A 12,866-nucleotide genomic window follows, 5' to 3' on the forward strand; every position below is an offset into this window, starting at 1 on the left:
CTAAGAGGATAGCCTTTCTAGTAAAAATCAATTTAGAAGTTTTAAGGGGGAATGTGATCCCCCTTCGTTTATTATTTGCGTGTATTAAAATACATGGTACGTCCATTTAACAATTGTAACTGGGCTTCAAGTTGTTTGGCTAGAAAGCGAGAATATTCATTGGCTTTGGTACAATCACCATGAGTTGCACGATCAGGTAGAACGAGTTGGATATAATGATATCCTGTATCCTTTTCCTGAGAAACGCCAATTAATAAGTAGTAGTATTGAGAAGGTTCAATTCCTTTAAGCATTAAGTACTGAATTCCATCTTGCTCCTTCTCTTCGATGGTATAAGGAAAAGCAGCCTGTTGATAATCCCAGCCAAGTTGTTGACCGGTATAAGCTGTCATCTCCTTGTAATAAGCTAATAATTTTTTTACATCATCCAAAGTAATTTCACTCTGTTTGGAACCTTCTACCAATTTGATGTAAGCGCTTTTACTCAAACTTTTTCTCCCCTTAAAACAACATGATTATCCTCATATTAGCATTTCACATAAGGTTGTCAAATACACATTTTTGTCAATTGTCTATCAATCTTTCTTGTGATAAAATTTTTATAATAAAGATGTAAGGGGATGAATCTCGATGAACAAGGCGGATCTACTGGATGAGCTCCGCGCGGAAATCGGGGTTGTATCAGATAATTGTCATGGACAAATTAAAGAGCTATATCAATTTGTTTGTAAGCGATTATATGAGAAAGTGGCGGGATATCAGTCTGTTTCAATTTATTTAACAAATGAGTATTCTTTTTTCTGCTATATCTGTCATGGTTCAAATGCACTCCCTTTAGTCATCCCCTTTGGTGAAGAGATATTGAGTTTGGGAGCCTTACATGCTGGAGTGATGATGAAACGAGTAGGGACAAGATTATTAGCGGTAGCGCCATTTTATCGTGGGCATCAATTGATAGGAGAATTAGTGGTTCAAGGCAATTTGCAAGATGAAATGGATGATGAAGATCTTTCTTTATTCCATGAACTAGCTACATTATTTGAGCGAAAGGTAAAAGAAAGTTATTATTAAGGTCATATGTTTAACTAAGTAAAGAATCGGGTATATTTAAAAAAATAAGAAGGAAATTGTATAGCTATATAAAATAGGAGATTTTTTTATAATCTTATGGGAATATTCAAAAAAATATAACGAGGAGGAGATCGGATGAGCCATGAAAGATTATATGACGAATCGGAGCAAGCACGAGTCCGTTTCGTAGGTTTTGTTTCTGATTTGGGTCGATATGACTTTGGGATAGTGTATACCCATATGTTTTTTGGGAAACCGTTAGTTATTTGTATGCAAACAGGTCGCTCCTCGTTACTCTCAATAGAAGATGTAGATGATCTGGAGTACCTCAAAGACAACTTTAATCTTAAATCGATGAAAGAAGCAGAAGAGCTAGCGGTATTTTTACGTAATAACCTACCATCTACATTAATTGACGCTGAGTCAGAACATTAATGATTAATCGATGTCTGAAAGAATGAAGTAGTTTAAACTGTTGACCAATTGATCGGGTCAACAGTTTTTTTTTGAATAGGGCCTAAAAAACACTCCCAATGATTTCTAATACGAGATATTAATATATCATATTGACATGATTAGTATGTCATATTATACTTTGGATATAATAAGACGTTATACGGAAGGTACAAATGTTATATCCTGTTGGGGTGGGAGGCTAAATTGATGGAGATTATTGTTTGTCAAAAATGCGATGAAGTGATTTCTTATATGGAAAGTAATAAAGTAGGAACCCTTTATGGAACTTGCTGTGACTGTGATGAAGAAGAAGAAAAAGTGAACTGATCTGATAAAAAGGCTTGGTTTTTCGATAAATAAAAGAAAAACCAAGCTTTTGTTTTATGGTTAAACAGAAAAAAGCGACTCTCTCACTTGATAGTTGGAGGTCGCTAATCGATTATTTAATAACTTTTACCATTTTTAGGGTAGGGTCTTCTGTACCTTGTACTGGAAGTCCTGCCTCAATGTGTTCTAGTATATATTCAATATTATTTGCAGTAATACGCTCACCTGGCTGGAGTACAGGAATTCCGGGTGGATAAATCATAATAAATTCAGCCATAATACGTCCCGCTGCTTCTTTAAGTGGGATGTTAATGGTCTCACTATAAAAGGCATCACGAGGTGAGAGTACTAATTCTGGAATATCTGGAATGGATATCGGAATCGTAAGTGTCTGTTCTGGTGTATAAAAATGATTGGATAAATCGTTTAAGGCATGGATTAATACCGAGACTGTTTCTTCATTATCCCCAGGTGTGATTAAACATAAAATATTATATAAATCACTTAGTTCAACTTCAATATTATGATGTTTACGCAGCCATTTTTCAGCTTCATAACCAGTGATGCCTAGATACTTGAGATGAATCGTTAATTTTGTTTCATCTAAGTCATAAAGAGCATCATTATCTAGCCATTCTCTTCCCATACACTTAAGCCCTGGTATCTCATTAATCTGTCTACGAGTATAGTCTGCAAGCTGTAAAACTTTATCAATGACTTCCTTTCCCTCTGTTGCTAGATAGCGACGTGCTGCATCGATAGAGGCTAAAAGGATATATGATGTAGATGTAGTTGTTAGCATGCTAATGATGGATTGAACTCGGTGAGGATTTACTAGACCTTCTTTGACATTTAAGATAGAGCTTTGAGTTAGTGATCCTCCTAATTTGTGCACACTTGTGGCAGACATATCCGCCCCAGCGTCCATAGCAGAAATGGGGAGTTGATCATGAAAGTGTGTAAGGATTCCATGTGCTTCGTCAACAAGTACGGGAATACCAAAGCGATGAACACGATCAACAATATCTTGTAGATGTCCAGCAATACCAAAATAGGTCGGATTAATGACTAAAACTGCTTTGGCGTCTGGATGCTGGGATATTGCTTTTTCTACTTGATATGCGGTTACTCCATGTGCAATACCTAATTGTTTATCCATCTTTGGATGAATAAAAATCGGATGAGCTCCCGCCAAAATAATAGCAGAAAGAACCGATTTGTGAACATTTCGAGGGACTATTATTTTATCTCCAGGGGAGCAAACAGACATAACCATCGTCATAATGGCTCCGCTCGTTCCTTGTACAGAAAAGAAGGTATGATCAGCACCAAAAGCTTCAGCAGCTAGCTCTTGCGCTTCTTTAATCATACCGTGTGGATGATGTAGATCATCTAATGGCTCGATATTGATTAAATCGATTGATAAGGCATTTGGACCAATGAATTCACGGAATTCCGGATCCATTCCATGTCCTTTTTTATGTCCAGGAATATGAAACTGATAAGGATTTCGACTGGCATGTTCTCTTAATTTTGTAAATAATGGTGTTGTCGATTGTTTTGGATTCATAGGTCCCCACCTGCCTTCTTTTAATTAGCACGACGGATAGTATAACAGAAAGTAGGCAAGAACAAAAGAAAAAAACGATGTATTTTTATACAAAACTAAGATGTATTTTCTTGAATTATAATAATATATAACATATATTGGTTATAATAATAGGGATCATTATGTATAAATATAAAAATTGGGTGTTAATTCTTTAATATTTTTTATTATATCCAAAATAGAACATAGGATCCCCGATAATGATAAAAAATATACACATTTTATATAAAGATATGTTCATTTTTTAGCTATAATTTAAATTAGAATTTATGGATATCCCAAAAAAAGAATAATCCTTCCTTTGATATAGTTTAAAGATTAGAATCTGGTTATGAATTAACCGGCAAGGAATGATGCTTATTTAAACTTCAAAAAGGGAGAGAGAGTTAATTTATGCACTCAGATAAGCGATCAAGGCAGCAAAGAGAGCATGATCATGAAGACTTTAATACATATACTCCACGTCGAAAACGAAGTCAAAAATATAATAAGAAAAGTAAAAAAACAATATGGAGAGTTACTATTTCTTTTGTTTTGCTTATTTTGGTTGGAGTGGGATATATTGTAACGCAAACGTGGGGAGCAATTGCTAAAGGTCATGATGATAAAGGGAAGTCAGACCTAAGAGATAATCAAGTCAGTATGGAAGAACCCTTTACCATGTTACTGTTAGGAACCGACCAACGAGGAGCTAAGTCAACGAATTGGCGTCCAGATGTGATGATGGTTGTAGCAATTAATCCGAAAACTAAATCAGCAAAAGTGTTAAGTATTCCACGAGATACCTATGTTCCAATTGCCAATACGGATGAAAAAGCCAAAATTAATGCAGCTGCTTATTATGGAAAATTAAAAAATGTAGATATGGTCCAAAATGTTCGTAAGACGATTGAAAACTGGCTGAATATCCCAATTGATTATTATGCGAGGATTAACTTCCAAGGCTTTACCGATATTGTTGACACATTAGGTGGTGTAGATGTAACAGTTCAAAGAGAGTTTAAACAACAAATGATCGGTGGGCAAATGGCTCATTTTAAACCAGGGAAAAGTCACTTAAATGGAGCTCAAGCTTTAGCTTATGTCCGAATGAGAAAACAAGATCCTTTAGGTGATAAAGGACGAAATATGCGACAACAAGAAGTTATACATCAATTAATGGATAAGATGGTTAGTTTTGAATCGATAGCGAAATTTAATTCGCTTGTACAAGCAGTTGGTAATAACTTTACTTATAGTTTTAAGCCTAATCAGTTTTTAGATCTTAAGAATATATACAGTGAGATACCTAGAAATAAAATTAAAACGATTCAACTTAAATCAACTGCGGACCCTCAGAGAAATTATATCGAACTAGTCTCCGAACAAGAATTAGCAAGGGTGACCAAAGAATTACAAGATCAATTAGAACTGAAACCAACCATTCAAAAAGCCAACGGAGGTTGATCCGTTGGCTTTTTTTATAAAGTAGATGCTAGTTGATAGAGGGGATATACCTTGTTAAATGTATCTTCGATTTTATTGATTAGCATCTCTCCACTTAGTGTAACTGCTTCTTCTTTTGGAATAAGGGTACCACAAAGGAACTCCGCTTTTTTTACTTTTTCTAAGCGTTCTAAGATCGTTTTAACCTCATCGGGTTGAAGATTATTAACAGAGGTGACCTCAGGACGAGTATGGTCTTGTGAAATGTAAAAGTACTTGGGGATATTAGGCCATACTTCATCAAACTTTGCTAAGAACTGACGAGCAAAAGCTGGCTTACGATCACACTCATAGATTAAAGCAAACCATATAAATAGGTGTGAATCTCTTAAACCGAACTGAAAGTGTGGGTAAGCTTTATAGCCGCGTTTGTTTGTCGCCCAAGCTACCCATGTCTCATCAGGTGGATTCACAGTCCGACGGGCATGTTTAGCAATATGTATATAAAATGGATCTTGGATGAGGGTGGTCAGAAATGTAGCCACTTCTTCACCAATTGCTGCAAATTTGGGCTGAATATGCTCTTTTAATTTAGCCATTCTCGACTCTAAACCTTCTACTTGAAAGACTGCAAAATCGGTATTAGTAAAACGAGGAATCGACATATTTCCACCATCCATTCAATCAATCACTTTGGGTCTAACTAGCAAAAATGATCTTTCGATCTATTTTTTGTAGATTGCTTTTATCTTACCATAGTAAAGTCGAAAATAAAAAAATTTGAATATCTTATTGACTGTTAGCTAGTTTTACGCTTGAAAATCATAAATTGATTCATTTAGAAATACTTTACTATGAAGAATGAAAAAAAAGCTATCTATACAAATACCGTTCCGTAATCTTTAAAATTTCGTACACTATCTTAGGAGTAATGGAATTTGTTTTATAGGTTTATTTCCTCAGAATAGGGGGCATCCTGTAGCCAGATTGTTCATTTCCTTGAAATGGAATGGAAGGAAATGATCGATTGAGGAAAAGGAGGTGAATACTGTTACTTTAAACATGAACAATGATCCGCAGACAAAGATAAATTATCAACCTTTTCAGAAAAATATTCTATAATACAAGTATTAAAATAGGGTGAAAAGTGAAAGCTAAATAGGGCTATTGATTAACCTATGTATGTAAAAAACAGAGAACCATTTTTTGCTAAGCGGAGATTTGTACAGACAGTGGACTAGAAAATAAAATCGATGTAGTAATAAAGGTCGTTGGTAAGTAAAAAGAAGAAGCAATGATAAAATGAAAATATAAAAATGGCCACGCTTGTCTATGTTTTTAGTAACAGTGCTGCGATGATAACTATGGAAGATGTCATTAAAGCTTTTCGTTGTCGAGCCCCTGAAGAACGAATTCCTGTCCTTCGGTTAGAGTTAGACTATGAACTTGCCCAATTATATGAAGCGATGATGGAGAATAGTCAGGTCAAAGTTGATGAATGTAAACAGAGATTAGAAAAAATTCGCAGAGAAATGTTAATGTTAGAAGCATTATGATTATTATGTGAAAGACTGTCTCCCTAAGGATAGAAAGGATTTGTGGTTAAATTTGTCGAAATTGTAACGTGTACTTTTATAAAAGTACACGTTAAATTTTTATGAAGAAGAATATAGGGAGGCGTAGGCATGAATTGGAAATTTTCGCATGAGTCTATCAGCAAGCTGGCTGCCGACGCGATGATTCTTTTTTATACGGAAGATTGTGTCACTCTATCCGAAGATTTAAGAGAAGTGGACTATATGTTAGAAGGACATATTTCTCGATTGATGATCGATGGAGAAATTACTGGGAAGTTTGGAGAAGTGACGATTTTACGGGACTGGAATAAAAAGCCGATGACACGTGTATTCATCACTGGACTTGGTAAAAAAGAAAAGGTAGATCTTTTTAAATTGAAAGATGCGGTAGCTATTGCAGCGCGTAAAGCGAAAAAAATAGGGCTCAAGCAGCTGAGTATAAGCAGCCCTTCCTATATGATTCAACACTTTAATCCAGTAGATATCATTCAATCGTTAGTTGAAGGAATTGAATTGGGGACATATCAACATCATACTTATCAAGAGCATAAACAGGATAGTGAACCAAATATCATTTTGTCATGTAAGGGCTTTCCAGAAAAAGCTGTGGAAATTGGAGTAGAACGAGGAATTATTTTTTCACAAGCTACCAATCTAGCACGTTTCCTTACGAATGAGCCGGCTAATCGCCTAAACCCAGAATCTTTTACCCAGTATGCCCAAAAAATTGCAGAGAAAAGTGGACTTTCCATCGAGATCTTGGAAGAAGATCAGTTAATATCAAAGAAGATGCAAGCTTTATTATCAGTCTCTGCTGGAAGTAAGTATGGAGCGAAAATGGTCGTTTTATCTTATAATGGAGCTCCAGATTGTACAGATGTGATTGGCTTAGTAGGGAAAGGTGTGACTTATGACAGTGGAGGATTGCAAATCAAAAAAGATGCTCATGTTCTCAGTGAAATGAAAGTGGACATGGCTGGTGGCGCGGCCGTTTTGGGAGCAATGGAAGCAATTGGAGCGATTAAGCCTCATACCAATGTGATTGCAGTTATTCCTTTATGTGAAAATATGATAGATAGCAATGCATATCGTCCTGGAGATGTTATTTCAACTTATAGTGGCAAAACGATCGAAATCACGCATACAGATGCGGAAGGTCGTCTGGTTTTGGCAGATGCTCTTACTTATATCAAGCAATTAGGAGCAACTAAATTGGTAGATGTAGCAACATTAACCGGAACAGTTTATAGTACATTTGGTCATGAAGTATCTGCCATGATGACAAATAACCAGGATTGGAGTAGCGAGGTACTATATGCTTCAAAAATTACTGGAGAACGGATTTGGGAGTTACCACTTTACGAAGAGTATGAAGAATTAATGCAGAGTGAGATTGCCGATTTAAAAAACTTTGGTGGATGGGGAGCTGTCAGTATACAAGGTGGGATTTTCTTAAAGCATTTTGTAGGGGAAACTCCATGGGTTCATTTGGATATAACAGGGACAATATTACGTCCCGAAGAAAAAGGAGTTTATGAAAAAGGAGCTACTGGTGCGATTGTACGAACTTTGATCCAATTAGCGATGCGAACATACTAATCTATAGAAGAGTTTCAAATGGGCGATTGAGGGTGAATTGATAATGAATACAAAAGTCATTGCACACCGGGGCTTTTCCGCTAAGGCTCCCGAAAATACTTTAGCTGCTTTCCAGTGGGCTATCAAGACAAAAGCAGATGGCATTGAGCTTGATGTGCATTTAACACTCGATGGGGAAGTCGTGGTCATTCATGATGAAAAGATTGATCGTACGACAACTGGGCAGGGTTGGATTAAAGATTTCACAATCGCTGAGCTTCGCCAATTCCAGAATGGAGTATGGTTTTCTGAAGAGTATTCAGATCAGATTATACCAACACTTGATGAGGTACTAGAGTTAGCAAGTAATACCGAGTTATTATTAAATATAGAGTTGAAAAATAATGTGATTTTTTATTCGGGCTTAGAAGAGACGGTGGTTCATAAAGTTGAACATTTTGGGTTAGAAAAGCAAGTAGTCATTTCTTCATTTAATCATACAAGCTTAGCTTATTTACATCAATTTCGCCCCAATTGGTCCATAGCTGCATTATATGAAGAGCATTTATATAAACCTTGGATATATGCTAAAACTTTTGGTGCTTCTGCCCTTCATCCCATTTATACTGTGGTAACTGAAGAAATGATTGAGCAGTGCAATCAGCACGGAATTTTGGTCCGTCCATATACGATAAATTGTACTCAGGATATGAAACGTTTCGTTGATCTTCAAGTTGATGCGATTATTACAGATTTTCCAGATCAACTTTATGGATTATTACAAGAAAAAGCCATTGAGATCAGTTAGGTTGCACGGGTTAGAATGAAAGTGATATGATGGAAAGGCGCCGAGCTTGGCGCTTTTTTCTTATGAAGAGGTTGTAAAAGTGTGTACAATCTCAATGAAGGAAAGGTGATTACGATGAAAATCGGCTGTCATATAAGTGTAGCGAAAGGACTTTATCCCGCTGCAAAACGAGCTCATGAGCTAAATGCTGCTGCATTTCAAGTATTTACAAAGAATCCAAGAGGCTTAAGGCCCAAAAAGTTAAATTTAAAAGATGCAGAAAAAGGAAGGAATTACATAAAAGAGCATGATATGACACTTGTTGCCCATACGCCTTATATTACCAACTTATCTACACCTAAAGCAGATCTACAAGAAGTAACGATTCGTTCTATTAAAGAAGATTTACATATTGCAGAAGCTTATGGTGCGGTTGGTGCTGTAGTACATTGTGGAAAACATGTGGGCGAAGGAGTAGAGTTTGGGAAAAAGAGGATGGTAGAAACCTTAAATTTTATATTGGAAGAATACCAAGGCACACCAAAGTTATTATTAGAAAATACAGCAGGACAAGGCAGTGAACTTGGGCTAACCATTGAAGAGCTAGTCGAAATAAGAGAGGCGACCGACTATCCAGAAAAGATTGGTTTTTGTTTTGATACGTGTCATGGTTTTGCTGCTGGTATGTGGTCTTATGATACTTTTGCTGAGTGTGTTGATACGATGAAAAAAACAGGGTACTTGAATCATTTGGTGGCAATCCATTTTAATGATAGTAAAGTCCCTTTTAATAGCCGCAAAGACCGACATGAAAAAATAGGTAAAGGCGAAATCGGGGCTGAAGCTTTGTCTCTTTTTCTAAAGAGTGATGTTTTTGAGGGACTTCCTATTATTTTAGAGACACCAGTCGAAGATGAGAGTGAGTATGCAGATGAAATCGCTTATCTGCACCAGCTTCGACCAGAGAAGTCGTAAAGAAAGGAGGAGAAATCATGTTTGATTGGGTTGATCAACTTCCAGGGTATGGAAGATATCTAATCATTCTAATTTTATCCGCTGTTATTTATCAAATGGCTTTTGCACGTAATCTACCTCTTTTAAAAAGTATCTTCGTTTATATCGTACTAGCTATTGGTTGTGTGATTCTCCTTATTTTTCAAATTATGCAGTTTCCTATTATTGAGGCGATGTTAATTACGGTAGTACTCATCGTTTTAACACGTTTACGATTGATGTTTGGAAAATCAAATCAATCCAAGTAAGATTAAGTGTTAAAAAAGAAAGTCCCCTTTTTACCCTCATCGAGGTAGTGAAAAAGGGGTATGTATTGAACGAATTTAAACTGGTGGAAGTGGGGGAGTTTTATGCAGTTGAAAGATGCACTGTTTAATTGGTTACAAATTCAAATCGTTTGGGAAGCTCGTCCATCAGATCGTTCTGCACGGGATACAGTCCTTTTTTTTACGGAAATTTTACGTGAAGATCATCAAGTGTCAGATTTAGAGAAGCGAGAAGAGGAATCGGAGTATGTCATTTCATTTCGCCAACATGATGAAATGCTTTCCTATTCCTTTCCTAAAGAAGCTGCAGAAAAGCTTCTTTCGGATATTGTTTCAGAGCCTAAGTACAATCAATCGTTTGAATAGCCCAAGTAGATAAACTCATTCGTACGTTCTTCGCTTTCTTTTTCTTGATGCCGCTTTTCAACTTGTTTACTAATTCGTAGATAGCATGTTGGGCAAATTTGAATTTTGTGTGGATGCTTTTTTACTTTCTTTTCTTGGATTTTATTAAGCTCAAAAGACTGATCACATAAGATACAAATTAATTTCATAAATAACTCCCTTTAACGTTGGAATCAAGTGAATGAGCTTAACTCTATTCTATGGAAACAATACAAGGGATACAAGTAATGGATGACGACAAGTTTAAGTTAAGAAGCTTTTGTACCAGGAATGGGTTATTTTCATGAACCCATTCCTGATATCGGAGTTTATCCTAAGTATGAGAAAGTGGATGATATTTATTTAAGGTGTTTGTTTTAGACGTTGTTCATTGGTACGTGTAGGTGGTTCTTCTCGTTTGGGAGCTTCTCTAGAAGGCTGTGGCACAATACGATTGGTGATATCTGCTAGTTCTTCAAGTATGCCACCAAGAGGGCGACCTTGCCGAATATCATGATTCACATCGCGTAATCGTTGAACAAGATCAATGTCAGCAGTTACCAGTGCGCGAGCTCCTTGAGGGTCTTCATGTAAAGCTTGTGCAACCGTGTACTTAACTGTTCCCACACGTCCACGATCTAAACGCGGATCTAAATCAATCCCAACAATCGTATACTTTCCGAGTACAACTGCGGTTGCTCCACGTACATGAGGAACGCTTGTCGCAAGGTTGACCAATCGATTGGCGATGGCTTGTGATGATTGATCCCGTTTTGGCTGTGGAATGGTTTGCTTGACTCGTTCTGTATGAGAAATAGGTTGGTTAGGACCCGGTGTTGCTTCTTTAGCTGGTGGCTTATTACTTGTTTCACACCCTGTGATTAGTATGGATATAACAAAGAGAATACTTAATCGTCTAAGAAGTAGATGCATCGTATTTCTTCCTTTCACGGTTTTCATTTAGCTATAGTGTTTCCTGAAGAACAAAATGTATGAGTAATGGTGAACCCAAGAGTATGGGAATTTATTGAGGAAGAACTAAAAGGAAATGCTAGAAAAATGCATTTCACTATGTAAAGGTGGTAATCAAAGCGATGAGAGTCGAAACATTTTCTTTAGGACCTGTAATGACAAATGCTTATTTAATATATGATGAAGAAAGTAAAGAAGGCATTGTATTTGATCCGGGGATGAATCCCAGTCCACTCATTAACCAAATCAAAGAGCTAGGATTAAAGATTCAGGGAATTTTACTTACACACGCGCATTTTGATCATATTGGTGGTCTAGAAGAAGTTCGTCAACTAACACAAGCACCTGTGTATGTACATCGGATTGAAGAGGATTGGCTTACAGACCCTAAACAGAATGGCTCCGCATTGTTAATGGGAAAACCGATTGTTTGTCAGCCAGCTGATTTCCTTTTGGATGGAGGAGAAAAACTAACATTCATCGGCGAAAATTTCCAAGTTATCCATACGCCTGGCCATTCTCCCGGAAGTGTGTCATATTTGTGCGGATCTTTGCTTATCAGTGGGGATGTTTTGTTTGCGGGGTCGATTGGTCGAACTGATTTACCAGGAGGAAGCTTGGAGACTTTAATGAATTCGATTCATCATCAATTATTGACGTTACCTGAAGAGACCCGTGTTTTGTGTGGGCATGGTCCAGAAACGACAATTGGCCGAGAGATGGAACAAAATCCATATATCACTGGTTGGTAAATAGATATACAAAAAAGGTAGTGCTTAATTGCACTATCTTTTTTGTATATGGTTCACAGGGAACAGGGGAAATTTTAGATGCGTCTACTCAATTAGCAAAAGGTGCTGAGCAGATGGGCAAATGGTCTGGCGATCATTGGACAAAAATGAATACTCTAAGAAAAATAAATATCAAAAATTTAGAATGTCGGATTGATAAGATTGAGTGGATCATAAGCGAAGTGCGTACAAAAAAATGGCAAATCCCAATTTTACCAATTCCACCTAAAATAGCTGAAATAAAAGGACAAATTCGCCAAGATATAGCTCAAATCAAAAAACAATGGTAAAGTCTAGTTTCACAGGTTCATCAAGTTGATAAGCTTATTAAAGGAAGTAAACATCTGGCAAAGGGAAGCAGGCAATTAGAAGTAGGGATCCAATTGTTAACACAAGGAACTCAAAAGTTAAATACACTTTATTTGTAAATGTAACGAAGGAGTTAAGTGAAGGAAATAAGAAACTAGCTAGCGAATTAATCAAAGCATCGAAGAAAAAGTTACCTCCTATAGAAACGCCATCCATCATCTAGCTCCATTGATAAACTCGCTAGTAGTTATTTGGCTGTTTTTGTTAATTCCACTGTGTATCTGGATGTTAAGACAAAGA

Annotated in this window: 17 protein-coding genes; 12 read left to right on the forward strand and 5 right to left on the reverse strand. The window is 36.7% G+C overall.

Annotated elements, in window-relative coordinates; all coding sequences use genetic code 11:
• Nucleotides 1–71: 71 nt before the first annotated feature.
• The gene (locus DL897_RS07880) at nt 72–488 is read right to left on the reverse strand and encodes a DUF1885 family protein (protein WP_113658589.1); all 417 of its coding nucleotides are present in this window, start codon (nt 486–488) and stop codon (nt 72–74) included.
• 142 nt (nt 489–630) lie between these two features.
• Here DL897_RS07880 and DL897_RS07885 point away from each other — a divergent pair, with 142 nt between their 5' ends.
• The 3 genes from DL897_RS07885 to DL897_RS07895 all read left to right on the forward strand — a co-directional run bounded on the left by DL897_RS07885 (nt 631) and on the right by DL897_RS07895 (nt 1,854).
• Nucleotides 631–1,071, forward strand: coding sequence for a hypothetical protein (locus DL897_RS07885; protein WP_113658590.1), 441 nt, complete (start codon nt 631–633; stop codon nt 1,069–1,071).
• Between the two features lie 135 nt (nt 1,072–1,206).
• Nucleotides 1,207–1,506: a DUF3055 domain-containing protein gene (locus DL897_RS07890; protein WP_113658591.1), complete on the forward strand. Its 300-nt coding sequence runs from the start codon at nt 1,207–1,209 to the stop codon at nt 1,504–1,506.
• Nucleotides 1,507–1,734: 228 nt separating this feature from the next.
• Nucleotides 1,735–1,854: a GapA-binding peptide SR1P gene (locus tag DL897_RS07895; RefSeq protein ID WP_113658592.1), complete on the forward strand. Its 120-nt coding sequence runs from the start codon at nt 1,735–1,737 to the stop codon at nt 1,852–1,854.
• 112 nt (nt 1,855–1,966) lie between these two features.
• On the opposite strand, the gene DL897_RS07900 is transcribed toward DL897_RS07895, so the two are convergent.
• On the reverse strand, nt 1,967–3,424 hold the full coding sequence (locus DL897_RS07900) for an aminotransferase class I/II-fold pyridoxal phosphate-dependent enzyme (RefSeq protein ID WP_113658593.1): 1,458 nt from the start codon (nt 3,422–3,424) through the stop codon (nt 1,967–1,969).
• A 432-nt stretch (nt 3,425–3,856) separates the two neighbouring features.
• On the opposite strand from DL897_RS07900, the gene DL897_RS07905 reads away from it, so the two are divergent.
• Nucleotides 3,857–4,909: an LCP family protein gene (locus DL897_RS07905; RefSeq protein WP_113658594.1), complete on the forward strand. Its 1,053-nt coding sequence runs from the start codon at nt 3,857–3,859 to the stop codon at nt 4,907–4,909.
• A gap of 14 nt (nt 4,910–4,923) precedes the next feature.
• Here DL897_RS07905 and DL897_RS07910 read toward each other — a convergent pair whose 3' ends face one another.
• The gene (locus DL897_RS07910) at nt 4,924–5,568 is read right to left on the reverse strand and encodes a YktB family protein (RefSeq protein ID WP_240627299.1); all 645 of its coding nucleotides are present in this window, start codon (nt 5,566–5,568) and stop codon (nt 4,924–4,926) included.
• 684 nt (nt 5,569–6,252) lie between these two features.
• Here DL897_RS07910 and DL897_RS07915 point away from each other — a divergent pair.
• The 6 genes from DL897_RS07915 (at nt 6,253) to DL897_RS07940 (ending at nt 10,476) form a co-directional block, all read left to right on the forward strand.
• Nucleotides 6,253–6,444 (forward strand): hypothetical protein, encoded by a 192-nt coding sequence (locus DL897_RS07915; protein ID WP_113658668.1) that lies wholly within the window; start codon nt 6,253–6,255, stop codon nt 6,442–6,444.
• Nucleotides 6,445–6,573: 129 nt separating this feature from the next.
• Nucleotides 6,574–8,064, forward strand: coding sequence for a leucyl aminopeptidase (locus DL897_RS07920; protein WP_113658595.1), 1,491 nt, complete (start codon nt 6,574–6,576; stop codon nt 8,062–8,064).
• 43 nt (nt 8,065–8,107) lie between these two features.
• The gene (locus DL897_RS07925; RefSeq protein WP_113658596.1) at nt 8,108–8,851 is read left to right on the forward strand and encodes a glycerophosphodiester phosphodiesterase; all 744 of its coding nucleotides are present in this window, start codon (nt 8,108–8,110) and stop codon (nt 8,849–8,851) included.
• Between the two features lie 81 nt (nt 8,852–8,932).
• Complete coding sequence (locus DL897_RS07930) at nt 8,933–9,805, forward strand: deoxyribonuclease IV (RefSeq protein ID WP_240627300.1); 873 nt, start codon at nt 8,933–8,935, stop codon at nt 9,803–9,805.
• Nucleotides 9,806–9,822: 17 nt separating this feature from the next.
• Nucleotides 9,823–10,092 carry a YlaH-like family protein gene (locus tag DL897_RS07935; RefSeq protein ID WP_113658597.1) on the forward strand — a complete coding sequence of 90 codons (270 nt, stop codon included), beginning with the start codon at nt 9,823–9,825 and terminating at the stop codon, nt 10,090–10,092.
• Nucleotides 10,093–10,194: 102 nt separating this feature from the next.
• Entirely contained in the window at nt 10,195–10,476 is a 282-nt protein-coding gene (locus DL897_RS07940; RefSeq protein ID WP_113658598.1) for a hypothetical protein, read from the forward strand.
• Here DL897_RS07940 and DL897_RS07945 read toward each other — a convergent pair.
• Entirely contained in the window at nt 10,461–10,664 is a 204-nt protein-coding gene (locus DL897_RS07945; protein ID WP_113658599.1) for a DUF2197 domain-containing protein, read from the reverse strand. The genes DL897_RS07940 and DL897_RS07945 overlap by 16 nt on opposite strands.
• A gap of 193 nt (nt 10,665–10,857) precedes the next feature.
• On the reverse strand, nt 10,858–11,427 hold the full coding sequence (locus DL897_RS07950) for a YhcN/YlaJ family sporulation lipoprotein (RefSeq protein WP_240627301.1): 570 nt from the start codon (nt 11,425–11,427) through the stop codon (nt 10,858–10,860).
• A gap of 161 nt (nt 11,428–11,588) precedes the next feature.
• On the opposite strand from DL897_RS07950, the gene DL897_RS07955 reads away from it, so the two are divergent.
• Together DL897_RS07955 and DL897_RS18015 are read left to right on the forward strand one after the other, a co-directional pair.
• On the forward strand, nt 11,589–12,218 hold the full coding sequence (locus DL897_RS07955) for an MBL fold metallo-hydrolase (protein WP_113658601.1): 630 nt from the start codon (nt 11,589–11,591) through the stop codon (nt 12,216–12,218).
• Nucleotides 12,219–12,331: 113 nt separating this feature from the next.
• Nucleotides 12,332–12,547: a hypothetical protein gene (locus DL897_RS18015; protein ID WP_145962208.1), complete on the forward strand. Its 216-nt coding sequence runs from the start codon at nt 12,332–12,334 to the stop codon at nt 12,545–12,547.
• The last annotated feature ends 319 nt before the right edge of the window (nt 12,548–12,866 follow it).

The sequence above is a fragment of the Thermoflavimicrobium daqui genome, from assembly GCF_003313465.1.
In the GTDB taxonomy this organism is placed as follows: domain Bacteria; phylum Bacillota; class Bacilli; order Thermoactinomycetales; family Thermoactinomycetaceae; genus Thermoflavimicrobium; species Thermoflavimicrobium daqui.

Excerpts from the sequence above, each read along its gene's own strand:
- DL897_RS07915 (WP_113658668.1), top strand. The coding sequence starts at position 6,253 with ATGGAAGATGTCATTAAAGCTTTTCGTTGTCGAGCCCCTGAAGAACGA.
- DL897_RS07935 (WP_113658597.1), top strand. The coding sequence starts at position 9,823 with ATGTTTGATTGGGTTGATCAACTTCCAGGGTATGGAAGATATCTAATC.
- DL897_RS07910 (WP_240627299.1), bottom strand. The coding sequence starts at position 5,568 with ATGGATGGTGGAAATATGTCGATTCCTCGTTTTACTAATACCGATTTT.
- DL897_RS07955 (WP_113658601.1), top strand. The coding sequence starts at position 11,589 with ATGAGAGTCGAAACATTTTCTTTAGGACCTGTAATGACAAATGCTTAT.
- DL897_RS07925 (WP_113658596.1), top strand. The coding sequence starts at position 8,108 with ATGAATACAAAAGTCATTGCACACCGGGGCTTTTCCGCTAAGGCTCCC.
- DL897_RS07945 (WP_113658599.1), bottom strand. The coding sequence starts at position 10,664 with ATGAAATTAATTTGTATCTTATGTGATCAGTCTTTTGAGCTTAATAAA.
- DL897_RS07940 (WP_113658598.1), top strand. The coding sequence starts at position 10,195 with ATGCAGTTGAAAGATGCACTGTTTAATTGGTTACAAATTCAAATCGTT.
- DL897_RS18015 (WP_145962208.1), top strand. The coding sequence starts at position 12,332 with ATGGGCAAATGGTCTGGCGATCATTGGACAAAAATGAATACTCTAAGA.
- DL897_RS07905 (WP_113658594.1), top strand. The coding sequence starts at position 3,857 with ATGCACTCAGATAAGCGATCAAGGCAGCAAAGAGAGCATGATCATGAA.
- DL897_RS07950 (WP_240627301.1), bottom strand. The coding sequence starts at position 11,427 with ATGCATCTACTTCTTAGACGATTAAGTATTCTCTTTGTTATATCCATA.
- DL897_RS07885 (WP_113658590.1), top strand. The coding sequence starts at position 631 with ATGAACAAGGCGGATCTACTGGATGAGCTCCGCGCGGAAATCGGGGTT.
- DL897_RS07895 (WP_113658592.1), top strand. The coding sequence starts at position 1,735 with ATGGAGATTATTGTTTGTCAAAAATGCGATGAAGTGATTTCTTATATG.
- DL897_RS07900 (WP_113658593.1), bottom strand. The coding sequence starts at position 3,424 with ATGAATCCAAAACAATCGACAACACCATTATTTACAAAATTAAGAGAA.
- DL897_RS07920 (WP_113658595.1), top strand. The coding sequence starts at position 6,574 with ATGAATTGGAAATTTTCGCATGAGTCTATCAGCAAGCTGGCTGCCGAC.
- DL897_RS07890 (WP_113658591.1), top strand. The coding sequence starts at position 1,207 with ATGAGCCATGAAAGATTATATGACGAATCGGAGCAAGCACGAGTCCGT.